Annotated in this window: 18 protein-coding genes; 14 read left to right on the forward strand and 4 right to left on the reverse strand. The window is 57.2% G+C overall.

Annotation, left to right across the window (positions count from 1 at the left end; translation table 11 throughout):
* Nucleotides 1-57 precede the first annotated feature (57 nt).
* Both B5G37_RS08415 and B5G37_RS08420 read right to left on the reverse strand, forming a co-directional pair.
* Entirely contained in the window at nt 58-705 is a 648-nt protein-coding gene (locus B5G37_RS08415) for a hypothetical protein (protein WP_087256395.1), read from the reverse strand.
* On the reverse strand, nt 668-1,036 hold the full coding sequence (locus tag B5G37_RS08420; RefSeq protein WP_087256397.1) for a PadR family transcriptional regulator: 369 nt from the start codon (nt 1,034-1,036) through the stop codon (nt 668-670). Before B5G37_RS08420 ends, B5G37_RS08415 begins: the two co-directional genes overlap by 38 nt.
* Before the next feature lie 452 nt (nt 1,037-1,488).
* Between B5G37_RS08420 and B5G37_RS08425 the strand changes: the two genes are divergently transcribed.
* Nucleotides 1,489-1,908, forward strand: coding sequence for an Rrf2 family transcriptional regulator (locus tag B5G37_RS08425; RefSeq protein ID WP_158099377.1), 420 nt, complete (start codon nt 1,489-1,491; stop codon nt 1,906-1,908).
* Between the two features lie 214 nt (nt 1,909-2,122).
* Here the strand turns inward: B5G37_RS08425 and B5G37_RS15210 are convergent, their stop codons facing one another.
* On the reverse strand, nt 2,123-2,401 hold the full coding sequence (locus B5G37_RS15210; protein ID WP_158099378.1) for a hypothetical protein: 279 nt from the start codon (nt 2,399-2,401) through the stop codon (nt 2,123-2,125).
* Between B5G37_RS15210 and B5G37_RS08430 the strand changes: the two genes are divergently transcribed.
* The 11 genes from B5G37_RS08430 to phnX all read left to right on the forward strand — a co-directional run bounded on the left by B5G37_RS08430 (nt 2,390) and on the right by phnX (nt 21,229).
* Nucleotides 2,390-10,201, forward strand: a complete 7,812-nt coding sequence (locus tag B5G37_RS08430; protein ID WP_158099379.1) for a Cna B-type domain-containing protein — start codon at nt 2,390-2,392, stop codon at nt 10,199-10,201. The two genes, B5G37_RS15210 and B5G37_RS08430, sit on opposite strands and share 12 nt — an antisense overlap.
* A gap of 61 nt (nt 10,202-10,262) precedes the next feature.
* Nucleotides 10,263-11,879 carry an isopeptide-forming domain-containing fimbrial protein gene (locus tag B5G37_RS08435; protein WP_158099380.1) on the forward strand — a complete coding sequence of 539 codons (1,617 nt, stop codon included), beginning with the start codon at nt 10,263-10,265 and terminating at the stop codon, nt 11,877-11,879.
* Nucleotides 11,880-11,888: 9 nt separating this feature from the next.
* Complete coding sequence (locus tag B5G37_RS08440) at nt 11,889-12,764, forward strand: class C sortase (protein ID WP_087256405.1); 876 nt, start codon at nt 11,889-11,891, stop codon at nt 12,762-12,764.
* On the forward strand, nt 12,757-14,532 hold the full coding sequence (locus B5G37_RS08445) for a hypothetical protein (protein ID WP_087256407.1): 1,776 nt from the start codon (nt 12,757-12,759) through the stop codon (nt 14,530-14,532). The genes B5G37_RS08440 and B5G37_RS08445 overlap by 8 nt, the downstream gene beginning before the upstream one ends.
* 294 nt (nt 14,533-14,826) lie before the next feature.
* The gene (locus tag B5G37_RS08450; RefSeq protein WP_204217899.1) at nt 14,827-15,708 is read left to right on the forward strand and encodes a MurR/RpiR family transcriptional regulator; all 882 of its coding nucleotides are present in this window, start codon (nt 14,827-14,829) and stop codon (nt 15,706-15,708) included.
* A gap of 194 nt (nt 15,709-15,902) precedes the next feature.
* A complete protein-coding gene (locus B5G37_RS08455) occupies nt 15,903-16,673 on the forward strand; it encodes an ABC transporter ATP-binding protein (RefSeq protein WP_087256409.1) in 771 nt (256 codons plus the stop codon).
* Between the two features lie 9 nt (nt 16,674-16,682).
* Complete coding sequence (locus B5G37_RS15750) at nt 16,683-16,955, forward strand: hypothetical protein (protein ID WP_242962831.1); 273 nt, start codon at nt 16,683-16,685, stop codon at nt 16,953-16,955.
* A 36-nt stretch (nt 16,956-16,991) separates the two neighbouring features.
* Nucleotides 16,992-18,338, forward strand: coding sequence for an ABC transporter permease subunit (locus B5G37_RS08460; RefSeq protein ID WP_242962833.1), 1,347 nt, complete (start codon nt 16,992-16,994; stop codon nt 18,336-18,338).
* Complete coding sequence (locus tag B5G37_RS08465; RefSeq protein ID WP_087256411.1) at nt 18,335-19,330, forward strand: extracellular solute-binding protein; 996 nt, start codon at nt 18,335-18,337, stop codon at nt 19,328-19,330. Before B5G37_RS08460 ends, B5G37_RS08465 begins: the two co-directional genes overlap by 4 nt.
* A gap of 19 nt (nt 19,331-19,349) precedes the next feature.
* Nucleotides 19,350-20,456, forward strand: coding sequence for a 2-aminoethylphosphonate--pyruvate transaminase (gene phnW, locus B5G37_RS08470; RefSeq protein ID WP_087256413.1), 1,107 nt, complete (start codon nt 19,350-19,352; stop codon nt 20,454-20,456).
* A complete protein-coding gene (gene phnX / locus B5G37_RS08475; RefSeq protein WP_087256415.1) occupies nt 20,453-21,229 on the forward strand; it encodes a phosphonoacetaldehyde hydrolase in 777 nt (258 codons plus the stop codon). Before phnW ends, phnX begins: the two co-directional genes overlap by 4 nt.
* A gap of 62 nt (nt 21,230-21,291) precedes the next feature.
* Here the strand turns inward: phnX and B5G37_RS08480 are convergent, their stop codons facing one another.
* A complete protein-coding gene (locus tag B5G37_RS08480; RefSeq protein ID WP_087256417.1) occupies nt 21,292-22,320 on the reverse strand; it encodes a LacI family DNA-binding transcriptional regulator in 1,029 nt (342 codons plus the stop codon).
* Between the two features lie 257 nt (nt 22,321-22,577).
* Here B5G37_RS08480 and xylB point away from each other — a divergent pair, with 257 nt between their 5' ends.
* Together xylB and B5G37_RS08490 are read left to right on the forward strand one after the other, a co-directional pair.
* On the forward strand, nt 22,578-24,053 hold the full coding sequence (gene xylB / locus B5G37_RS08485; protein ID WP_087256419.1) for a xylulokinase: 1,476 nt from the start codon (nt 22,578-22,580) through the stop codon (nt 24,051-24,053).
* A 36-nt stretch (nt 24,054-24,089) separates the two neighbouring features.
* A complete protein-coding gene (locus B5G37_RS08490) occupies nt 24,090-25,556 on the forward strand; it encodes a fucose isomerase (RefSeq protein WP_087256421.1) in 1,467 nt (488 codons plus the stop codon).
* Nucleotides 25,557-25,585: the final 29 nt, after the last annotated feature.

Here is a 25,585-nt window from a genome sequence, read left to right on the forward strand (position 1 = left end):
TTTTTGATGTGGGACAGGATGAGGGGGCCATCTGCCCCATGCGAAAAATGGGCAGCGTTAATCCAACCGGGAATCCATGAGTTTATATAGGACAAACAGGGTTGCCACACCACAGGCAGCCAGGGGAACGGGAAGCGTGGCCACTGGCTGGGATAGAAAGGTACCTGCACACAGCAGAGCAAATAACAAGAGGAAAATTAACACCCACGGCCCTTTTTTGGAGTTGGAGGAAAAGGAACTCCGGCAAATCCAGTAGACGATCCCGCAGGAAATCAATATAAGGCCCATGCCAGCCAGCAGTTGGCCAAAGGTTAGTGTCAGCCGGGGCCAACTTCCTATGCCCAACAGGCCCTCCAATATCCCAAATCCCAGCCAAATGGCGGCAAGAATGGACGCGGACAGCAGCCCATCTCGAAGGCTGGTGAGTAGACTAACCCACCGGGACGTGGGGGGCAACGCCTCAATTACGCTGTCGCAAAAGGCCTTGGGATCCGGGCCAAGGACATCTTCGGGTTTATCTCCCCGGGCCTGGGCATCCAACAGCATTTGGGTCATATCCCGGCGTACCTGTTCTTGCTCCCAAGTGCTGATTCGAGAACCTCGCAGATAAACCACCATATCCGTTAACAGAGTCTTGCTTTCTTCACTCAAGGCTTCTTCCAATCGGTTATTTTCCTCCAAAAGCTGCTTCGTCTTCTTGCGCATCTGGATAACCTCCTGTCATTTTGATGAGTTGATGGACCGCCCGGTTTAGCTCCAGGTAATGGTGGAAAAATTCAGCCAGTTCTTCTCGGCCCAATTCGGTCAGGGCATAATACTTCCGCTGAGGCCCCTCCGGTGAAGCCCGAAAACTGGCTGTAATGGAACCTCGCTTCTCAAGCCGCAGCAACAGGGGGTAAACGGTACCCTCAGGAATCCGGCCAAATCCATAGCCCTCCAACCTTTGTGAGATTTCATATCCGTAGTGTTCCTCCTCCCGAAGTACAGCCAGTACGCATCCTTCCAGCGTGCCCTTAAGCATTTGAGATGGTATCAAGGAATCACCTCCACTATCTTGTTTTACAAGGTAGGTGTTTACTATATTGTAATGCAAGATAGCAAAGCTGTCAAGAAGATTTAACGTGAGCGGTCAGGGGATGACGGGAAAGCAACAGGAAGCATGTCTGCTGCTGATATGCTGGTATGTTTCCCATGGGAATGGCTGTAGCGAAAAAAAGTGAAACTTGAAATAAACAACAAAGTTTGGTATAATATACCCGAATTGTATTGATATGGGTAGAAATCTACACTGGGTGCAAGACAAGTAGTAGTAATTCAAACATCTCTCTTATCTATATGTTGTGGTTCAGAGAGAAAGAAAACCAAGTTGCCTAGATTGCCTAGACCTGTCGAATAACATGGACGGTCTTTTATTTTTTTCAAAAATATGACCATGACGGTTTGGTTAGGGAATGCCATAGTGGGTACAGAGACAGAGGAGTTGGGATTGTGCAGTTTAGTACAACCAGTGATTATGCAATCAGGACAGTGCTTTATTTGGCTTTGAACAGCGGGAGTTGCGCCACGGCAAATGAGGTTGAGAAAGCGATGGGAGTACCTTCGCTATATCTGAATAAGGTGACCAAAAAGCTCAAGCAATCCGGAATACTGGAAACTGTTCGAGGAAATGGCGGCGGATACAGGCTGATTAAGGACCCGCAACAGATTTCTTTATACGATATTCTCAGCCTTACGGAACAGAGTATGGAAATCAATGGGTGCTTGGAGAATGAATCGTTTTGTTCCAGACATGCCGCTGCAACCTGTCCGGTTCGAAAGGTATACACGCGGATTAATTCTGCCTTAGCTGCGGCATTAAAAGAAACCACCATATTTCAACTGATGGAAGATGCCGCTGGTGACGAATGATGCACCGGTTTTATCACTGGGATAGGACTGTAAGTGTGTTGTGCCGTGCTTATGCGCAAGGACGCAGAGCCGTGAGCGGGGCAGAGGCATCATAGAGATATATAACTTCAAAGCGAGGTATTTGTGGATGGGTAGAATCCGAATATTGGCTGCAGCTATGGCGGTTGTTTTATCCATACAAATGCTTGTGCCGGTTCGGGCACAAGCTACATATTCAGAAGCCTTCCAATCGGAGGTTGTGGAGGACGTACAGCCAGAACCGCAGGCAGTCCAGACGGAAGAACCGACGGAAGAAGTTCCGGCCATAGAGGACGAATCTTCCATGCAGGAAGAGCCAGAAGGGGGAGACAGCACATCTGCCCCAGCGGTTTACCAAAATGGTGTCATTCTCCTGTACTCCTATGAGCAGCTCTGTGCGGTGGGGAGCGGCCAGCCGGTAAGGACTGGAGATGCCGCACAACTGGGAAGTGGCCAGACTGTAATGGATGACCAAGGCCGGGAAGTGGTGTACGGGCTGGATGGGGAATATAAGCTGATGAACGATATTCCCTTGAATGGAACCTCTATTTGGACGCTTCCCCAGGAATTTACCGGGCATTTCGTATCCGATTCAGTGGAAAAGGATGCTCCTTTGTATGACGGCGATACCGATACCATCTATGTCTACCACAACTATCAGTTGCTCACCATAGCTTCCGAGACAGCTGCCCAGGAGCCGGTGATGAGCGGTGATATGTATCCGGATCAGTTCGGTGTGGGCAATTTTGTCTACGCTCAAAATGAGGGCGGGGACACAGGGCCCTACCTCACCTACGATCTCAACCACAAGTATCTCCTTTCTAAGAACTTTACGCAGGAGATGCCTGAAATGATTGCAACCGTGGTGGAACGTGGTGAGGCGGACCCGGCGCAACTGGGCGGCCGGTCGCACATCGGACAGGTGTATGCGGAAATTGACGGAACGAAGTACATCCTCATAGGCAACGAGCAGCAGTTGGCCGCCATTGGCACAGATGCCCAGGTGGCGCCCATGTTATTTGTGCGGACGGAAACTAAGGTGTTGGGCGGACTGGGCGGCACGTATGTTCATTTATTTCCGTATTATCCCGGTGATGCGGATATTAACCTGAGAAATTTTGATGAAACGGGTTTCATAAGTTCAGATATTGAGGACAGCGAAAAAGAGTTCCTTTATTTTCAACAGGACCCCATTCCCACTGGTTTGTGGAATCCGGATTTGAGTTCTGATAATTTGCTGGAGGGGATTTCTAATCTGCTAAAAGATATTTTGAATGGCTTATTGGGGCTTATTGCAAATTATAAGGCAGAGCTGGTAGGCCTGAAAGATGAAAACACCGACAGCCCCAGCATTGGAAAGGACAGTGGAGGCCTGTTCGGAGAGCCGGAGTATATGACCTTTGAGGAGGTAAAAGCCACCTATCAGGACTTGAAATATACGTCAGATGCCAACTATATCATTTTCCGGGACATCGACCTGAACAAACGAAACAGCAATCCGGAGGAATCCAACTGGACACCCCTCATGTTTTCCGGCACCATGATCGGAGCTAAGGCCCAAAACGGAGAAAAGCTGACAGACGGCAGCGCCATTACCGCCACGGGCCGCCCTGTGATCTCCAATGTGCGGGTCATTCAGAAAGATGCACTGAAAGTCAACGAATATATGGGCATTGGTTTCTTTGCCACCATCTCCAATGAAATTAACAGGAATAATGTTGGCATCAGTGCTGGGCAAGTAAGGGTGGAAAATCTGGAGCTGGAAAATATTTCTGTACAGACGAAGACCAGCGATACCGAACAAGCAGACACCATTTTGAATGCACTGACATCTAGTCTTGGATGGATTGTGGGCGGACTTTTAGATTTGGTGACTACGATCATCACAGTGGGGAATGTAAAGCTAAACTTGCGAGATACGCTTTCCGGTCTGCTCAATGCCCGAGTGAAAAATCCCACTCGCTTTGCAACGGGGGCGTTTGCGGGAAGAGTGGAGGGCGATGTCCGGGTTGAGGATTGCATTGTGACCAACGCAACTGTGACCAACCAAAACGACTATACCGGTGGTTTCGTGGGATATGCCGTAGGTGTGACAGAGTACGATGGGCTTTCCGACACACTTGGCCTAACGGTGGATGTCCTGTCCTCGCTGCTGAATGCGATTCCTGGGCTTGGTCTGGGAGACCTCATTACAATCTTGCTTGACAATGGCCTTGCAGTGGGGAATTTGATCCCCACCGGCTACTACAACCCTGTTATGGAAAACTGCCACGTAAAGAACCTGAATGCAGGTATCGAAGGCCATGTTCTGGGAAGTACAGGAACGGATTATGCCGGCGGCTTTGTAGGAGCACAGGTGGGTACACGGATCATAGACTGCTCGGTTGTGTGCGAAAATGACTATACCGTCCAGGCGGCCACATACGGCGGCGGATTTTCCGGCCTTGCCCGAGATGCGGAAATCAAGGGTTTGCTCACCGACGTGGGTGTGGAACTGGTGCGGGTCACCCAGCCTCAGAGCCTTTTGTTGAACTGCAAGGTAGTTGCGCCCCAGGTTACCGTGACCGGCGGGGAGAACCTCGGCGGTTTCGTGGGTGCGCTGGCCAACAGCTATGCCATCAATGACACCATGGAAGTTCCCCAGATGAAGGTGACCGGTTCGGGCAGCTGTGTGGGTGGCTTCGCGGGCATTGCAACGGTGGGGTGGATTTCCAACCTGGGCAAAGACGAAACCACGGAGTCGAGTCTGCTCAGTACGGTAAAACAACTGCTCAACGGACTGCTTTCCACCGAACCTGCCAAAGTGCAGATGCTGCTCTCTCTGGTGGGCATTCAGCCTTCGGCCATCCTGGGCTGTCAGATCAACCCCAATATGGACAGCGGTGTGGCCTATGACATTCGAGTGCAGGGCAATGGCTGTGTGGGCGGTTTTGTGGGGAAAGGCGATGGTCTCTATTTGACCGAATCCTCCCAGACATATCTCAAGGAACTGCCCCTGTGGAAATGGAAGGGCACCAGTGCCCCAGTTGTGACAGAGCGGGAAAACCAGCTCAAAGGCATCTCCTCGGTGACGGCCAGCGGCGACTATGCCGGCGGCATTTCCGGCTGTATGGGTGCGGCCAGTGTCACGGGGCTGTTGAATGGGACCCTGGGAGTGGGGAATTTCCTGGGCTTTACCGCCACCAATTTCTCTGTCAACGGCGGAACAGCAGGTTACACGGTGGATGCAGCGGGTGACTATGCTGGTGGCGCATTTGGTTTGGCAACGGGGGGGCAGGTAACCAAGATTCAACTCCATGGGCTGGCTTCCGTGACGGCAAACAACCGTGCGGGCGGCTTTGTGGGCTGTGCTGGTCCGGGCGATCTGGCCGGAAGCAGCGGCTTGAAGCTGGGCTTGCTGGGGCTGGAATTGCTGGAACTGAAAAATCTGCTGTCTGTGGCGGAAGGCGTGCGTGTCCAGATACAAAACTGCACGGTAAATGGCATTGCATCGGGCTTTACGGTGACGGCAAGTGGAAGCAATGCAGCGGGTGAAGTGGCTAATTTTGTAGCTGGCGGCTTTATTGGGCAGAGCAACAGCACACAGATAGAAAACTCCCATGTCTATGGGCTCAAGTCGGTCCTTGCATCCAATGTAGATGGCTTTGCCGGTGGATATGTGGGCACCTCCCACACAGGGGGATTGGCAGAGGTTGCACAGGAAGACGATATTCTGACGCTGATTAAGGCGGATAACCTGTTGGGAGCGGTGGGATATTTGATTCCCACCTACACCAACTGTACCGTCACCTATCAGGATGGCGGCTATGTCCAGGCGGATGTGGCCGGAGGCTTTGTGGGTGAACTGCAAAGCGGAAAGGTGGACAACCAGAGCCGGGGAGAAGCCGACTATTATGCCGTGTACAACATAGATCATGTCAGGGGGCAGACCTATGGCGGCGGCTTCGGCGGCAAGGTCTACTCTGGTGCTTTGGCCGATGCTGGCGGTGGTATCTCTATCCTGGGTGGCATAGACGGGCTGAATATCAGCGTGGACAACCTGCTGAATGTGATTCAGGCCTATGTTCCCTATGTGGAGTACGCCGGAGTAAAGTCGGACAACGGCTTTACCGTCACGGCCAACCAGCTGGACGATTTGGACAGCCATTCCGGCAGCGCCGGTGGCTTCATCGGCTATGCCAGCGGCGCGCAGATCTCCACCTGTGATGTGACATATTTGAAGCACACAAAGGTGACCCCACCCGATGATCTGGAAGCGGTGGATACTCCCAGTTATTTCAATGAAGAAAGTTCTTACGCAGTCACCGGCGGGCGTTATGCCGGCGGCTTTGTGGGCTGCATGGACATCGGCAGTGCAGCTTCGGTGGGCAGCGGTCTGGGTGTACTGGGTCAGAGTATTCAGCTTACCGACGTGCTCCGCGCACTGTCGGTAGTGGTTACCACCATCGAGCACTCGGATGTCACCGGCGGCGTCGGCGGGTATTCGGTACGGGCCAACCAAACGGATGCCTCCGGTGCTGTGGGTCACGCTGGTGGATTTGCCGGTGCCATCTATGGCGGACACATCCAAAACTCCAACGCCCACAACTTTGAGTATGTCATCGGCCAGATTTCCGCCGGTGGCTACGTGGGTGAGATGGAGCCCGGGGATGTGGCAAAACTACTGGACCAGGGCAGCATTTTGGATAAGGTTCTCAATATTAAGGAAAGCGTAGCGTCCTTGCTCCAGAGCTTTGTCCCTACCATCCGCAACAGCAGCACCGATGCAGTGCCCTGCGGCGGCGTGGTACGGGCTCAGACCGCCTCGGATGCAACCATCCAGCGGGGCATGGCTGGCGGCTATGTGGGCCACAACATGGGGGGCAGCATCTGGGGGCTGAATACCGACCCCTGGAAGACGGCTTTGACCCCATATGACGGCCCCACCAGCATCTGCAAGGCCGAGCGCATTCGCTCGGTATATGGCGCGGAATATGCCGGCGGGTATACCGGATTTATGGAAGCGGCGGACACCGCCCATGTGGGCGGCTTGCGCATTCTTGACGGCTTAATCAGTGTCAACAATATCCTTGGTGCATTGAGTGTGGTCTACCCCACCCAAGAGAATACCGCGGTGTACGGTCCCCTGGCCAACCTGACGGTGGGGACCTGGAATCAGTGGGTGGAATATGTGGGTCAGTACGGCGGCTACGGCTATGAGCTGGCCCAGACCGGCAAGGTAGAAAACCAGGATGAACTGAATGCCAAGCTGGAGCAGTACGTTTACGGCTTCCACGTGGTGGCCGGGCGCAGCCAGAAGGACACCCTGTTGCCCAACCCCGGCGGGGATGCCGGCGGGTATGTGGGACTGATGCGCAGTGGCACACTCACCAACTGCATGGCCTATGACGTGAAGTTGGTGCGGGGCTGGCGCGCCGCCGGAGGTTACGCCGGGAGCATGGAGACCGGCGGGGCGGCAAACTTTGGCAGCGTCTCCATTTTGGGGTTGAATCTCAATGTGGGACAGCTGGTTGATCTGGCGGAGCTGTTTGTTCCTGCGGTGAAAAACTCCTCGGTCTATGGTTATACCTCGGGATTGACCGTCCAGGCCACGGGCTTGTCCACGGATGGAGCGGGCTATGCTGGCGGCTATGTGGGCTGCTCCTATGGGGCGCAGATTCAGCTCAATGACCAGGGCCTGCCTGCTGGAGGAAGCTGGGCAGAAACATCCAAGTACCCGGCCCCCACTGCCTCCTGTGATGTGGGCAACCTCCGCCGGGTCACCGGGCGCAATGCCATTGGCGGCTATGTGGGGTTGGCTTCGGCGGCGTCCCTGGCCAGTGTCAACACCAATGCCTCCGACGGCCTGCTCCAGGGGATTCTGGACAGCGTCATCAGCAAAGCCGGTGACCTGATTCAGGTGCTCCCCGCCACCTATACCACCATCCACAAGGCTTCTGTCTCTCCGGCAGATGGCCAGTGGGGCTTTGTGGTGGATGGAGCATATACCACTGATACCACAACGGTACAGTATGCTCCCTTTGCCGGCGGCTTTGCGGGATACGTCCAGGCGGCGGTGCTGGGCGAGAAGGGCGCCGCATCGGATGTTCTCACCGTGACTGGATTGAGAAGTGTAGACGGCGGCCTCTACGCCGGCGGCTTCCTGGGGCTGGCGGATGTGGCAGCTGTGGCGGAAGTGGGCGGCACCGATGGGGAAGGCAGCACCGTGGATGTAATAGGAGCCATTCTCAATTTGGGCAGTATAGATGCCCTGGATGTGCTCCGCTGCTATATCTATCACGCCGGAGTGACCGGGGTGGAGGACGGCTACACCGTCCAGGCCCACAGTGAAAACAGCCAGGGCATTTTGGACGAGACACGCCATACCGGCTGCGCTGGCGGATTTGTCGGAGGCCTGATGAACGGCACCATCCAAAACGGTACCGCCACCAACCTTTCCACCGTGCAGGCGCTGAACTACACCGGCGGCTTTGTGGGCCACATGGGCAAGAGCGGCGTGGTGGACGTGGACAGTGTGGAACTGTTGGCCAAGCTGGTAAATTTGGGTGCCGGTGTGGGGGATCTTCTGGGCTCCCAGATCTTTGACAGCTCGGTCACCGGTATTGCCCAGGGGGCCATCATCCAGGCCACCGGCGGAAAAGAACCCATTGCCGGGGGCTTCTCCGGGTACAGTGACTTGGGGCGCATCAAAAATTCCACCGTGACCAACCTAAAAAAGGTGACCAGCGACCAGATTGCCGGCGGCTTCATGGGTAAGACGGATATGGCATATCTGGTCAGTGTGGGGGCGGATTCTCCGCTGGTCAAGGCAGTGCTTATCATCGTCGATGAATTGCTGAAAGCACTCTATGTCAATGACACTGGGCTGGAGAGCATTGACTTGGTGGATTTGAACCTGGGCATCCTGAAAGTGGAAGTTCTCAACGACGGAAATACCCTGAAAGTGGAACTTCTGGGTCTCCCCATCACGGTGGCGCTTTCCAAGAAAGCGGACAACCCCCACCAGCAGACCGATGTGGCCATTGTCACCATCGGCGATTCCATGATTCGTCTGCCCTGTGACGAACACGGACTCACAGAAGACGGCGAAAAGCAGCTGGCCGAAGCTGAAATCAACCTCATCAAGGGCAACCGCACGGAGTTGGAGTCCTGCACTGTTACCGGTGTGGCCAACGGCTACGATGTGTTTGGCGGCGGAGCCACCCAGGATGCGGATGGAACCCACGCCAACGGCATGGCCGGCGGCTTTGTGGGCTACAACCACGAGGGTAAAATCAGCGATTCCCAGATGGTTCTGTGTGATGTGGTCCGGGGGACAGCGGAGCAGGTGGGACCCTTTACCGGGTACAACGACCTGAAATCGGTGTATGACTTCAATACTGTGGAGAACATCGAGGGTGACAACAACACCTACTCCATCTACCGTCCCAGTGACACTGGTCTGACTGCCATTCAGGCAGGTGGACAGCAAATTGGTGCAACGGCTGCCCCAGAGACCGTGGGTGGCACAGCGTATAACCGCTACGATATTAAGCACATTACAGATTTTGGTGAGCTGGTGGACACCGGCAAGGAACTGAGTGTTTACGACACGTTCCTGGCCTTGAAAGGGGCTATAGAGACCGGAATAGACGGCACTCAGCGGGATTTGAACGCCTATGTCAGCGATGCCAAGGCGGTGCTCATGCTGGACACCCAGTCCCCAGACAATCCCCCCTCCACGGTACCGGAACCCGGTGAGAACGCCGACCCCTGTTCGGAGAATGTGGACCTCACCATCCAGAAGATCTGGGAGGACTGGTTTAACCTGGGCCAGACTCGACCGGACAGTATTACCATCCGGGTATACCAGCAGAAGTTTGATACCAACGGTGCGGTGGAGGGCAGCAAGGTGGAGTATGAAACCATTGAGCTGACCAAAGCCAATCAGGAGAGCGTCTGGTCTGCGGTGTGGAGCACCGTTTTGAAGGATGTACCCCTGTATGAGTACACAGACACCAATGGAAATGGTGTCCGAGACCAGGACGAACCTATTACAGCCTACTACGTCTACACGGTGGAGGAAGTAAATGTCCCGGCAGGTTACGTGGTAACCTACGAGCCTTACGACCCCGATCAGGCAGGCGATTATACATTAACCATCACCAACACCTTGTCTATCCCTCTGCCGGACACTGGCGGGATCGGCAGCGCCATCTTTGTGGTGGTGGGAGTAGGAATCCTTTTGCCCGCGTTGACCATACGCAAACGCAGGAGCAGAGGGAGGGAGGATTGACAGTTCCATCAAACTTCCAAGCATAAAAGAAAGAGAAAGAAAGATGAAAGGACTGGAAGAAATGAAACAAACTATGAAACGTTTGGCAGCATCTGCCTTGGCCGCTGTAATGACCTTGGGCCTGTCTGCCACTGCATTTGCCGCTGGCAACGGAGGTGACCGCACCCTGACTGTGACCGGTGATACCCTGGACAACAAGAATGTCTATGCCGTGCAGATGTTTGACGCCCGTGTGACCGGCACCAAGGACGATTATACCTTTGACAGCTATGTGCTGGCTGATGAAGATTGGCTTACTTTCTTTACCACTGAGACAAGGTCCGGCGGCGTTGGCCTGACCGATCAAAATGGGGACAGTAAGGTGGACGGTGAGGATGCCCGTCTGTATGTGGAGAGCTTGAGAGGCCAGACTTTGGCTGACTTTGCACACCTGGCCCAGAAGTGGGTACGGTCTCATAGCAGTAACTTTGCCGTACTCACAGCCACTGCTTCCAACGACAAGGCCATCTTCACGGAGCTGAAAGCTGGCTATTATTTGGTCTACCCTGAGGGTGGTTCTACCGGTACTAGCAACCGTAACACCGATGCCATGCTGGTGAATGTACCTCGTGACAGCGATGCCGAGTGGCACATCAAAAGCACCTTCCCCACGGTGGACAAGAAGGTGGACACTGGCAGCGGCAATGCCGACAACGGCTCCGCCCAGGTTGGCGACATTGTCACCTTTACCCTGACCTCCAAGGTACCCGACATGACCGATTACGCCACCTTTTACTTTGCCTTTAAGGATACCCTGTCCAACGGCTTGGTGATTGTGGATAGCAACGGAGCTACTGTTCAGGACGGCAATAGTATTACGATCGACAATCTCACAGTTACCATTGGTGGAAAGACTGTCGCCACTGGGTATACGGTAAGCCTGAACAGCAATGTGCTGAAAATTGAATTTACAGATCTGAAAACCGCTACCCTTGCGGAGGGATCCATTACCACCGACGCCGAGATTGTGGTCACCTACAAGGCCATGATTACCGAGGACGCTGTTGTTGGAACTCCCGCCACCAACACCGTCGAGGTGGAGTACAGCAACGACCCCAGCACCAGCGGCCACGGTACCTCCACCCCCGATGAGACCGATGTTTACACCTACGAGATTGACGTGAATAAGTGGGCTACTGATGCTGGCGGCATGACCGGAAACCTGGCTGGCGCCAAGTTTGTGCTCAGCACCAACGCGACCCTTACCAACGGCGAGAGCGATACAAGCGTCATCAAGCTGGTAGGTTCCGGCAACAACTACCGTGTGGCCAAGCCTGGTGAGGGCGGCGCTGTGACCTTCTTCACCACTACTGCCACCAGTGACATCACCATCTCTGGTCTGGGAGAAGGCACCTACTACCTCCATGAGATAGAAGCCCCCACTGGCTACAACCAGCTGAAGGCTCCCATTCAGATCGTAATCACCATGACCAATACTCCGAATCCTGGCGATGCTACTATCACCGTGAATGGTGAGCCCGCCACCGGAGACGACGGCACTGTAGTGGACGTGGAGAACAAGAAGGGCATTGAGCTCCCAGAGACTGGTAGCATCGGTACCATTGGCCTGACTGTGGCTGGTGTAGCCATCGTGCTCTTCGGCATCTTTGCCCCCCACAAGAAGAAAAAGGCACAGTAAGGCCCACCCATGAAAGATAAGCTGTGGCGGCTGGTGCGGTGTCTGATTATTCTGGTGGGCATTGGCATTCTGGTGTATCCCTCCTTGAGTGAGTTTCTCGTCCAGCGCAACAGCAGCCGGGCCACTGCCTCCTATGATGATACGGTACTCCAGATGGAGCAGGAGCGGCTGGACCAGCTGTTGGCCCAGGCCCAGGAGTACAACCGGCAGTTGGCGGAGCTCAACACCGGCGAGGCTCCTTTGAGCGATGACAACGGCAACCCTATTACCCCAGAGAGCTACTGGGACTTGCTCAATGTGGACTCCACCGGCATCATGGGCTACATTGAGATGCCCAGTCTCAACACCACCATCCCCATCTACCACGGCACCCAGGAGGCGGTGCTCCAGGTGGGGGTGGGCCACTTGGAGAACACCTCTCTCCCCGTGGGTGGGCCATCCACCCACGGGGCGCTTTCCGGCCACCGAGGACTGCCCACCCGCAGCCTGTTCACCGACCTGGACCAGATGGAGGTGGGGGACCGGTTTTACATCAAGGTCCTCAACCAGACGCTGTGCTACACGGTGGATCAGATCCTCACGGTGCTGCCTTCTGAAATGGACGCTTTGGCCATTGAGGAGGGGAAAGACTACATGACCCTCATCACCTGCACCCCCTATGGCATCAACTCTCACCGGTTGCTGGTGCGGGGGGTACGCACCCCGTACGACCCCCAGGAGTATGCCCGGGATACGGAACAGACGATGTCCTTCTGGCACAGTCTGCCTGCCCAATACCGGCATATGCTCACCGGAGCCGGGGTGCTGGTGGCCGTTCTGGTCATTCGAGGCGTGGTATTATTCATTCTGCATTTGAGAAAAAGGAGGAGACAGCGACATGGATAAATACAGGACATCCCTGGGCCGATGCCGCTGGAGCATCCTGGTACTGGTGGTGTTGGTGCTGCTGAGCACGCTGCAGCGGCCGGTGAGCGCCAAACAGGCCACCGGCAGTCTGCGGTTGGATTGCCATGTGAATGTGGATGACCGGAAGATTCCTTTGGCGGATGACACCTATGCCATTGTAAAAATTGCGGACATCACCGTAGAGGGAAATCCCATTGAGCTTACCTATCAGGTGACTCAGGACTTTAAGGATTTCTCCTATGAATGGGACAAGCTGGACAACGAGGCCCGCCGTCAGGCCGCCCTGGAGCTGGAAACCTATGTGAAGGAACATCCCCAGCTGATTACCCGTACAGGGGTCACCGATGAGGACGGTGTGGTGGGCTTTTCCAAGCTGGAGCCTGCCCTCTATCTGGTCAGCCGCATTCAGGTGGACGTGGCCAACCAGGCCTGTACCATGGCCCCCCTTTTGGTCAGCGTGCCTACGGTGGTCAACGACACGTTGGAGTATAACCTAAACGCCGTACCCAAATATGATTACCAAAGTGTCAGCATCCGGCCCTGCAATGTGACCATTTATATGGGCGGTAACCATGGTTATGATGCCGTAGACGGGGATGAAACCACGTCCCTGCCCAAGCCCATGTTTGTCATCCAGGCCCCAGAGGGGATGGAGGTGGAGGACCTGACCCTGCTCTACTACGATGATCCCAATACCACCGATGCCCCTGGGAAACGGTATGAATGGACTCCGGTGGAGATCGGCGTGGATGAAGAAGGTAACACCTGCTATCGTCTGGACTGTACCGATGGAACCAATGAAAATTTCCACATCCAGTACTATGTGGATGGGGAAGCCGTCCAGGCAGACTCCTTCTTGCCGGAACTGGAGGAGGAACTGTACAAAATGTACCAGACCGGAATCCCTCTCAGTGAGGGAGAGATTCTGGTGGCCTACCAGAAGAAAGCAGATGGCGTTACCTTTTACCCGGTACAGCGTGGCACGGCAGAACTGACCGTACGTGGTGTGGAGCGGGACTCCATCCTCAGCAACCCGGACAATCCGGTGACCCGGATCTTGGAGGAGGGGGAGACCATTCCCCAGATTCCTGCCGGAGTGGGCATTGTGGCGGCCCAGGATGATACCACCTTTACCCTCAACGAGACCAACATCCGCCTGGAAAATCTCCACGGCGAGGACACAGAAATGGATGTGGGTCTGCTCTTTGACGATATTATGAATGAGGTCTATGATCGTCAGAGCGTTCTGGAGGCACAGGCTGATGCCCGTATGCCTGAACTGGAAGAGGGGGCCACTCGGTATTTCCAGAGCCAATACCTGGATCTGGTGGACATGAACAATGGCAACGCCTGGGTCATGGCCTCTCAGAACGTGGAGATTTACTGGGGCTATCCCGAGGGAACGGATGAAAACACCAGCTTTACTCTCTGGCACTTCCCCGGCCTTCACCGAGACGGTACCGATGATACAGGGGCGTCCGGCTACGACTTGGAGGATATCTATGCGGTAGAGCCGGAAAAGGTGGAGATTGAAAATACTTCCCAGGGTATTCGCTTTACCGTTGGACCCGGTGGATTTTCTCCCTTTGTGCTGATTTGGGAGGAACATGACGGCGCTTCCTCCGACCCGGGCTCCCAGCCATCTACGGGAGACACCGCCCGACTGAATCTGTGGGTGGGGCTGTTTGCGGTCGCTTTGGGCGGCATGGCCCTAACCCTGTCTTGGAAGAGAAAACATAACCTTTGATGAAATGAAACCCACCCGTTTGACGGGTGGGTTTCATTTTGTCCCTCTGGGCGCAGGGAAAGGGGAACTCGTGAAAATTTTACACACACCTCACGTAAGAATGCTTGGGGCCTTTACATGACTTTGATACCATAATATATCCCGTAGCATCGCAAAGGGGTCCCCTGGGCTGTTAATCCCCACGGGAGAGAAAAAAGTTTTGTATTTCTTACAAGGCACCCGCCTGGTTTTTGTAAGGGAAATCGGCACTGGGGAGAAGGGCCATGTAAGTTTGTTACAAAAGGAGGAAGACCCATGCGCCATGAGATTCAGGTATTAGATCGGGTGAAAAGCGCCTATGCCTCGCTGCGTCCCTCGGAGCGGCGGGTAGCGGACTATGTGCTGGGGGACCCGGAAGGGTGTACCCAGTGTACCATTTCCGAGCTGGCCGAGCGGGTGCAGGTCAGCCAGCCTACGGTGGTGCGCTTTGTCCAGGCCATGGGCTTTGACGGATACCGCAGCTTCAAATACTGCCTGCTGCGGGAGCAGAGCGGGGGCGCGCCCCAGCAGCCCTACTTTGAGCCCATGGGGGATTTTGATTTAAAACCCTGGGATTGCCTGGAGGAATTACCCCTGAAGGAGACCCGCATGGCAGGGGGATTGCTGGAAGACGCCCTGAAATCCCTGTCCACCCAGGCGTTGAGCCGTGCGGTGCGGATGCTGGCCACCGCCCGCACCATCGACATCTACGGGGTGGAAAACTCCATGACCCCGGCCAACGATCTGCTCACCAAGCTGACCTATTTGGGGCTCAACTGCCGGATGCACACCGACGCCTATTTGCAGCAGATCTCCGCGGCCCACCTGGGGGTGGCGGACGTGGCGGTGGCCATTTCCCACTCCGGCTGCTCCATAGACACGGTGAAGGCCTTGAAACAGGCCCGCAAAACGGGGGCGGGTACCATCGCCATCACCAGCCCCAAGGAGCCGCTGCTGGCCAAGTACGCCGACGTGTGCCTGAGCACCGGGGGACAGGCCCTATCCATTTACGGCACAGCCATCTTTTCCCGTATCCCGGACCTTGCCTTGATAGACCTGCTGTACATGGGTATTATCCAAAGCGACTACGAGCGATTTTCCCGCAATTTGGACAAGAGCGGCGCGGTGATCGCCGATCGGGGATACAAAGATGAATGAGGGCAAGCCGCCCATCCTTGTAAGGAAACTACAAGGGTGGGCGGCTTTTTTGACGGGTTTTTACGGTTCAATTACGGAAACTCAAACTTTCCCTGCTTGTTTGCGGCCACAAAGATTTGGTAGCATAACCCCGTCGCCAGGACGTGAGGCGACACACAAAACCGAACTTTCATCCTGAGAGAGGAGCTGTATGTATGCTGGAACTGGATCACATCCAGAAATCCTATGATGGCGTGCCGGTGCTGAAGGACATTTCTCTCCAAGTGGCCGATGGGGAGATCGTCTCCATTCTGGGCCCCTCCGGCTGCGGCAAGACCACCTTGTTGAATTTGATTTTGGGCATTGTGGATGCCGATGGTGGCCACATCCGGTATGACGGCCAGGACCTGACCCACACCCCCATGGAGAAGCGGGGCTTCAATATCGTCTTTCAAGACTATGCCCTCTTCCCCAACCTGAACGTGTATCAGAACATCACCTACGGCCTGCGCAACAAGCCGGGCATCTCCACCCAGCAAGAGGTGGAGGAGCTCATCGACCTGCTGGGCCTGCGGGATCACTTGAACAAGCGCATTGACCAGCTCTCCGGCGGCCAGAAGCAGCGGGTGGCTCTGGCCCGCACCATGGTGATGAAGCCCCGTATCCTGCTGCTGGACGAACCCTTGTCCGCCCTGGACGGGGTCATTAAGGAGTCCATCAAGGACCGCATCAAGACCATCGCCCGGGAGTATCACCTCACCACCATCATCGTTACCCACGACCCGGAAGAGGCCCTGACCCTCTCTGACCGGGTGCTCATCATTGAGGGTGGCACCATCTCCCAGTACGCCAAGCCGGAGGAGATCGTCCACCAGCCCCAGAACGACTTTGTGCGGAAGTTCATTCTCAACCAGCTGGAGATCAAGCGCAACAATATCTATGCTCTGTTTGGAGATCGCCCTACGCTGGCCGTCCAAGCGGGATGAGAGGGCGCTATGACACGGACAAATCGTGAACTAAAGCTTATTTTCCTGGGTGTCGTGGCCCTCTTCGCCGTATTTCTGGTGGCTCCCCTGGTGGTGCTGCTGGGCAAGTCGGTGTGGGATGGAGGGCTGACAGGGGAATTTTACACCTCGGTAGTGAGCCAAAAGGGTTTTCTCTCCGCCCTGGGCAACAGCTTTGCCGTGGCGGCGGCCTCGGCGGCGGTGTCCACCTTGCTGGCCTTTGTGCTGGCCTATGGGGTGCATTACACCTGCCTGCCCAAATGATTCAAAGGGCTCATCACCGCCGTGGCCACCCTGCCCATGTTTCTGCCCACCATCACCTATGGGTTTGCCATCATCTACTCCTTTGGCAAACAGGGTCTGATTACCCGCCTGCTGGGACGGCAGCTGTTTGACATCTACGGATTTTTCGGGCTCATGGTGGGCTACGTCATCTATACCGTCCCTGTGGCCTTCCTGCTCATCCACAACACCATGGGATTTGTGGATAAAAAGACCCTCACCGTCTCCAAGGTCATGGGAGATCACACCCTGGCCACCTTCTGGATTGCGGTGCTGCGCCCTTTGCTGGGCACCTTTGCCGGGGCGCTGATTCAGGCCTTCTTCCTGTGCTTTACCGACTTCGGCATCCCCGCCTCGGTGGGAGGCGGCTACGAGGTCATCGCCACCTTGCTCTACAACCAGATGTTGGGGGGTATCCCCGACTTTCACCGGGGAGCGGTCATCGCCATGACCATGCTCATTCCCTCCATTGGAAGTATCGCCATCTTGCAGATTTTGGAGCGGTTCAACATCCGCTACAACCGCATTTCCCAGGCAGAACTGCGGAAAAACACCCTGAGGGACACCGGATGGGGCCTGTCTGGCTCGGTGGTGTCCGTGGCCATCCTGTCCATCTTTGCGGTGATCTTTGTGGTGCCGCTGGTGGAGGCGTGGCCCTATCAGACCGGGTTTTCTATGGAACACGTGCAGGCGGTATTCACCGACAGCAGTTTGCTGGCCTCCTACGGCCACTCTCTGCTCATGGCTCTGCTCACCGCCGCTCTGGGCACTCTGGTGGCCTACGGTGGAGCGCTGATTACCGCCCGCAGCACGTTAGGGGCCGGATATAAGCGCACCATTGAGAGCATCGCCCTGGTCACCAACGCCATCCCCGGCATGGTGCTGGGCGTGGCCTACCTGTTCCTCTTTTCCGGCACCAGCCTGCAAAACACCCTGCTGCTCATGGTGGTTTGTAACGTGGTGCACTACTTCTCCACCCCTTACCTGATGATGAAAAACGCCCTGTCCAAGATGAACGCCGGGTGGGAGACCACCGCCATGCTCATGGGGGATAGCTGGCTGAAAACCATCTTGCGGGTGGTGACCCCCAATGCCCTATCCAGCCTCATCGAGGTGTTCGGCTACTACTTCATCAACTCCATGGTTACCATCAGCGCCCTGATCTTCATTGCAGGAGCCCGCACCATGGTGCTGACCACCATGATTAAGCAGCTGCAATACGTCAACCGCTTCAACGAGGTCTTTGTCCTCTCCCTGCTCATTCTGGCCACCAATCTGGTTGCCAAGGCCCTGTTCTCCTGGCTGGCCAACCGCCGGGGGAACTCCACCAAGAAATCCAAAGAAAAGGAAGGAATTCAATCATGAACGTGAAAAAGCTTCTTGCCCTGGCCCTGTCCGGCGCCATGTGTCTGTCCGCCCTCACCGCTTGTACAAGCTCCTCTGCCGGAGGAAGTGGAGATCAAGTGGTCATCTACTCCAACGCCGACGAAGAAGCGGTGACCGCCATGCAAAATGCCCTGGACAACAACGGCTACAAGGGCAAGTACATCTTCCAGACCTACGGCACCTCCGAGCTGGGCGGTAAGCTCATGGCTGAGGGCACCAACCTGGAGGCGGATCTGGTGACCATGAGCACCTTCTACCTCCAGAGCGCCCAGGATCAAAATGCCATGTTCCTGCCCCTGACCTTTGAGGTAAACACCCTCACCCAGGTGCCCGACTACACCGCCCCCATCACCGCCCAGGAGGGCGCTATTATCCTCAACACCGAGCTGATGAAGTCTGAGGGCCTGCCCACCCCCACCAGCTTGAAGGATTTGGCCGACCCTGTGTACGCCGGACACATTGCCGTCACCGACATCCAGTCCTCCTCCACCGCCTGGCTGCTCATTCAGGCCCTGGTGGATGCCTACGGGGAAGAGGAGGCCCAGGAGATTCTGGCCGCCATCTACGAAAACTGCGGGGCCCACATTGAAACCTCCGGCTCCGGTCCTCTGAAGCTGTGTCGTGCCGGTGAGGTGGCCATTGGCTTTGGCCTGCGCCATCAGGCGGTGGCGGACAAGGCCGACGGCCTGCCCATCGACTACGTTGACCCCGCCGAGGGCAACTTCTCCCTCACCGAGTCGGTGGCTGTCCTGGACAAGGGGGACAACACCAACCCTCTGGCCATGGAAATGGCCCAGTGCATCATTGAAAATGTCCGGGAGGAGCTGCTCCAGACCTATCCCAACCCCTTGTATGAAGGCGAGACCTCTGATTCCGCCCACAAGTCCGCCAATCCTCAGGTCTTTGATGAGCCTCTGACTCTGGAGCTGTTTCAGGCTCACCAGGAGTTGTCCGAGGCCGCCAAGGGCTGATGGAAAGGAGCGCTGCACTGTGAATACCTACAAACTGCTCACCCCCGGCCCTCTCACCACCACCGATACCGTCAAGCAGGAAATGCTGGTGGATCGCTGCACCTGGGATGACGACTACAAAGTCGTCACCCAGAAGATTCGCCGCCAGCTGCTGAAGCTGGCCCACGTCTCGGAGGACGACTACACCACCGTGCTCATGCAGGGCAGCGGTACCTTTGGGGTGGAGAGCGTGCTCACCAGTGTGGTGGGGGATCAGGACAAGGTGCTCATCTGCTCCAACGGCGCCTACGGCAAGCGGATGGTGGACATCTGCCTCCACAGCCGTGTCCCCTTCGTCCACTACGCCCAGGACTATGACAAGGTACCTGATCCCGCCCACGTGGCCCAGCTGCTGGCCCAGGACCCCACCATCACCCACGTGGCCATGGTGCACAGCGAGACCACCAGCGGCATCCTCAACGACATCCAGTCGGTGGGCAAGGTGGTGCATGACGCAGGCAAGACCTTCATCGTGGACGCCATGTCCTCCTTTGGCGGGGTGGACATCCCCGTGGCCCAGTGGAACATCGACTTTTTGATCTCCAGCGCCAACAAGTGCATCCAGGGTGTCCCCGGCTTCTCCTTCATCCTATGCCGGAGAGACAAGCTGCTGGCCAGCGAGGGTAAGGCCCGGTCTCTGTCTCTGGACCTGCTGGACCAGTGGAAGGGGATGGAGAAGGACGGCAAGTGGCGCTTCACCTCCCCCACCCATGTGGTGCTGGCCTTTGCCAAGGCTCTGGAGGAACTGGAGGCAGAGGGGGGCATCCCCGCCCGCAGCCGCCGCTACGCCGAGAACAACCGCCTGCTCATTGAAAAGATGAAGGCGTTAGGCTTTGCCACCTACGTGGGCGCCAGCCATCAGGGGCCCATCATCACCACCTTCTTCTATCCCGCCGGGGTGTCCTTCCAATTTTCCGATTTCTACAACTATATCAAGCAGCGGGGGTACGCCATTTACCCGGGCAAGCTCACGGAGATGGACAGCTTCCGCATTGGCAACATCGGTGAGATCTACCCCCAGGACATTGAAAAGCTCACCTCCATCATTGCCGCATTCTTGCACGAGAGAAAGGAGCAGATCGCATGATCGAACTGGTTATCTTTGACTGGGCAGGCACCACCGTGGACTACGGCTGCTTTGCCCCGGTGAAGGCCTTTATGGAGGCCTTTGCCCACTACGGTGTGCCCGTGACCATGGAGGAGACCCGCAAGCCCATGGGTATGCTCAAGCGGGACCACATCCGCACCATGATGGGCATGGAGCGCATCGCCCAGGCTTGGCAGCAGGCCCACGGCCATGCGCCCACCGAAGAGGACGTGGAAGCGGTGTACGCCCAGTTTGAACCCAAGCTGTTCTCCATCTTGGATCAGTACGCCGACCCCAAGCCCTTTGCGGTGGAGACGGCGGCCAAGCTGCGGGAAATGGGGCTGAAGATCGGCTCCTCCACCGGGTACACCGACGCCATGATGAACATTGTGGTACCCCAGGCGGCCCAGAAGGGGTATGCCCCCGACTTCTGGATCAGCCCCGACGGGGTGGACGGCAAGGGCCGCCCCAACCCGTACATGATCTTTGCCAACATGAAGGCACTGGGGGTGTCTGCGGTGAACCGTGTGGTCAAGGTGGGCGACACCGTCTCCGACATCTTGGAGGGGGTCAACGCCGGTGTATGGACGGTGGGGGTCATCGAGGGCAGCTCCGAGCTGGGCCTGAGCCAGGCGGAGTATGAGGCCCTGGACCCTCAGCAACGGCAGGAGGCCTGCCAGAAGGTGGAGGACACCTTCCGAAAGGCAGGGGCCCAGTTTGTCATTCAAAACCTGTCCCAGCTGCCCGATTTGATCTGCGCCCTGGGTAAATAAAGAAGAAAAAGCCTCGGAACTTTCGTTCCGAGGCTTTTTGCTGTAAAACAAAGAAAAGTCGGTCAGGCCCGTACGCTGAGCCGCCGGATGAGCCGGGTGGACACGGTGGTGGTCAGCCGCCCCACCTGCTCCATGGCGTGGGGCACCTCGTGGCGGGAAATCCGCCGGGCCAACAGTTCCGCGGCCACCACCCCCAGCTCCTCTTTAAAGCAGTGGACGGTGGTCAAGGGGGGATCCAGCATGTCGCACAAGGGGATGTCGTCAAAGCCCACCACCGACACATCCTGGGGGATGCGGTGGCCGTGGCGGTTCAAGGCCCGGATGGCGGCGGCGGCCAGCACGTCGTTTTCCGCAAACAGGGCGTCGGGCAGGGCGGGGGCAGTGTCCAACCAGGCTTCAAAGTCCTCATAGGCCCCCTCCGAGGAGATATCCACGTCAATGGTCACCGCAGGGGCACTCCCTCCCAGAGCGTCCTGCACCCCCAGCCACCGCTGGTCCAGATTGGCGATGCGCTGCTTGGCCCGGATGTAGCCCAGGCGGGTGTGGCCGGACTGGAGTAAATAGGCGGCAGCATCCCGGGCTCCACCCCGGCAGTCGTTGACCACGCAGTCGGTGCGGTGGGCGGGGGCGGAGCTATCCACCACCACCACCGGAGTGTTGGGCAGGGCCTGGAACAGGGCCTCCAGCTCCTCGTCCTGGTTCTGGGTCAGGTCGGTGCCCAGTAAAATCACTCCAGCCGCCCCTTGGAAAGTGCCCAAGGCCTGACATTGGCGCAAATCCCCCTGGTTGAGGTAGCGCACCTGGGTGTGATAGCCCAGCTGAGTGGCCCGACTCTCCACCCCCTGGAGCACATAAGAGGCAAAGGAGGTGTGCTGAGCCACCTGAACCACCCCTCCGGCGTAGCGCACAAAGCATATGGTATGCTGTTGTGGTGCGGGTTCCGGCCGGATATAGCCCAGCTGGGTGGCGGTGGCCAGCACCAAATCCCGGGTGCTCTGGCTCACCCCCGGCTTTCCGTTTAAAGCCAGAGATACCGCAGCGGGTGATAAGTTGAGTTTGGCGGCAATTTCTTTGGCGGTGATCCCCGACATGCCCCATCCCTCCTTGGTTTTGGTTGATGCTATTATACCCGGGGGAGCGGGGGAAATCAATCGCCCAACTAAATTTAGCTAAATTTAGTTGATGCACAGGAGAGTGTCTCTGATATGCATAAAATTGAGGAGAATATCTTTGCGTATATGACAAAAAGAAGGAGGGTGGAGCGGAAGGGATTGACATATAACTAAACTGGAACTAAACTGGACTTAACAAATGACCCCGGCGCAGACCGGGGAAAGGGGGAAGCGTGATGTACTACATCGGCATTGATTTGGGCACCTCGGCGGTGAAGCTGCTGTTGGTGGACGAGATGGGCGAAATTTGTAACACCGTCACCCGGGAGTATCCCCTGGAGTTCCCCCAGCCAGGGTGGAGCCAGCAAAACCCGGAGGACTGGCACCAGGCAGTGTGGCAGGGCATGGCCCAGCTGCTGGAAGGCTTTGACGGGGCTCAAGTGGCGGGCATTGGCTGCGGCGGCCAGATGCACGGCCTGGTGGTGCTGGACGACCAGGACCGGGTAATCCGCCCCGCCATTTTGTGGAACGACGGGCGCACCGCCGCCCAGGTGGAGTACCTCAATGAGGTGGTGGGCCGGGAGAAGCTTTCCAAGTATACCGCCAACATTGCATTTGCCGGCTTTACCGCTCCCAAGCTGCTGTGGCTGAGAGAGCAGGAGCCGGAGCACTTTGCCCGCATTGCCAAGATCATGCTCCCCAAGGACTACATCAACTACCTGCTCACCGGGGTGCACAGCTGCGACTACTCCGACGCCTCGGGGATGCTGCTGCTGGACGTGGAGCACAAATGCTGGAGCCGGAAGATGCTGGAGCTGTGCGGCGTGCGGGAAGAACAGATGCCCGCCCTGTACGAGAGCTATCAGGTGGTGGGTACGGTGAAGCCAGATGTGGCCAAGTCCCTGGGCATTCCCCCCACGGTGCAGGTGGTGGCGGGAGCGGGAGACAACGCTGCCGCCGCTGTGGGCTGCGGCGTGGTAGGCCCTGGTGGGTGCAACATCAGTTTGGGAACCTCGGGTACCCTGTTTATCTCCTCGGACCGGTTTGAGGTGGACCCCCACAACGCCCTCCACGCCTTTGCCCACGCCGACGGGGGCTGGCACCTGATGGGGTGCATGCTCTCGGCGGCCAGCTGCAACAAGTGGCTGTGTGAGGAAATTTTGCACACTACCGACTACCCGGCCGAACAGGCCCCCATCGCCCCGGACCGGCTGGGGCACAACCATGTGTACTTCCTGCCCTACCTCATGGGGGAGCGTTCCCCCATCAACGACACCAACGCCCGTGGCACCCTGGTGGGCATGACCATGGACACCACCCGGGCGGATGTGGTGCAGGCGGTGCTGGAAGGGGTGGCCTTTGCCATCCGGGACAGCCTGGAGGTGGCCAAGTCCCTGGGCCTGGACATCCCCCGGGCCAAGCTGTGCGGCGGCGGGAGCAAGTCCCCGCTGTGGCGCACCATCTTTGCCAACGTGCTGGGTATCCCTTTGGAGCTGCTGCAAACCGAGCAGGGGCCAGGCTTTGGCGGGGCCATGCTGGCCATGGTGGGCTGCGGACGCTTTGACAGCGTGCAGCAGGCTGCCGACGCTCTGGTGCACGTGTCCCAGGTGGTGGAGCCCCAGCCGGAGCTCACCGCCCTCTACGAGCAGCGTTACCGCCAATATTCCACCCTGTATCCCGCATTGAAGAACGTATTTGCCCGCCTGGTGTAATGCCGGGGGGCCAAGGAAATAAAGGAGTGACCATATATGAATATCCCTGAAGTAAAGCTTGGTATCATTGCCGTATCCCGGGACTGCTTCCCCATCGCCCTGTCCACCCAGCGCCGCAAGAACATCGTAGAGGCCTACGGAGAGGGCCTGTATGAGTGCCCCATCACCGTAGAGAACGAGGCGGACGTGGGCAAGGCCTTGGAGGACGTGCGCGCCCACGGGGTCAACGCCCTGGTGGTGTTTTTGGGCAACTTCGGCCCTGAGACCCCCGAGACCCTGCTGTGCAAGAAGTTCCACGGCCCCACCATGTACGTGGCTGCCGCCGAGGGAGACGGCGACCTCATCAACGGCCGTGGCGACGCCTATTGCGGCGTGCTCAACTGCTCCTACAACCTGGGGATGCGTCACCTGAAGGCCTACATCCCCGAGTATCCCGTGGGTACCGCCCAGGAGTGCGCGGATATGATTCGGGAGTTTGTCCCCATTGCCCGGGCCATCATCGGGGTGAAGAACCTGAAAATCATCACCTTCGGTCCCCGTCCCCAGGACTTCTTCGCCTGCAACGCCCCCATCAAGGGCCTGTATGAGCTGGGGGTGGAGATTGAGGAGAATTCCGAGCTGGATCTGCTGGTGTCCTACCAGGCCCACGCCGGAGACCCCCGCATTGCCGACGTGGTGGCAGACATGCGAAAGGAGATGGGCAATCACACCTACCCCGACCTGCTGGAGCGCATGGCCCAGTTTGAGCTGACCTTGCTGGATTGGGCGGAGAACCACAAGGGCGCCCGGAAGTATGTGGTGTTTGCCGACAAGTGCTGGCCCGCCTTTCCCCAGCAGTTTGGCTTCGAGCCCTGCTACGTCAACTCCCGTCTGGCTGCCCGGGGCATCCCTGTGGCCTGCGAGGTGGACATCTACGGCGCCCTCAGCGAGTACATTGGCGCCTGCATCACCGGCGACGCCGTCACCCTGCTGGACATCAACAACTCCGTGCCCCAGTACCTCTACGACGAGGACATCGCCGGCAAGTTTGACTATCAGCTCACTGACACCTTCATGGGCTTCCACTGCGGCAACACCCCCAGCTGCAAGATGTGCGACGGCTGCGGCGTGAAGTATCAGCTCATCCAGAACCGCCTGCTGGAAAACGGCGGCACCCCCGACTTCACCCGTGGCACCCTGGAGGGTGACATTGCCCCCGGCCCCATCACCTTCTACCGCCTGCAGTGTGACAGCGAGGGCACCCTGCGCTCCTACATCGCCCAGGGCGAGGTCCTGCCCGTGGCCACCCGTTCCTTCGGCGGCATTGGCATCTTCGCCATCCCCGAGATGGGCCGGTTCTACCGCCACGTGCTCATCCAAAAGCGCTATCCCCACCACGGGGCCGTGGCCTTCGCCCACTGCGGCAAGGCCCTGTTCGAGGTGCTCAAGTACCTGGGCGTGTCCGACATTGCCTACAACCAGCCCAAGGCCCTGCCTTACGCCACCGAAAATCCCTGGGCCTGATCCATACCACCCAAAACGTCCCGGTTTTC

Origin of the sequence: Pseudoflavonifractor sp. An85 (assembly GCF_002161235.1) — a bacterium.
Lineage (GTDB): Bacteria > Bacillota > Clostridia > Oscillospirales > Oscillospiraceae > Enterenecus.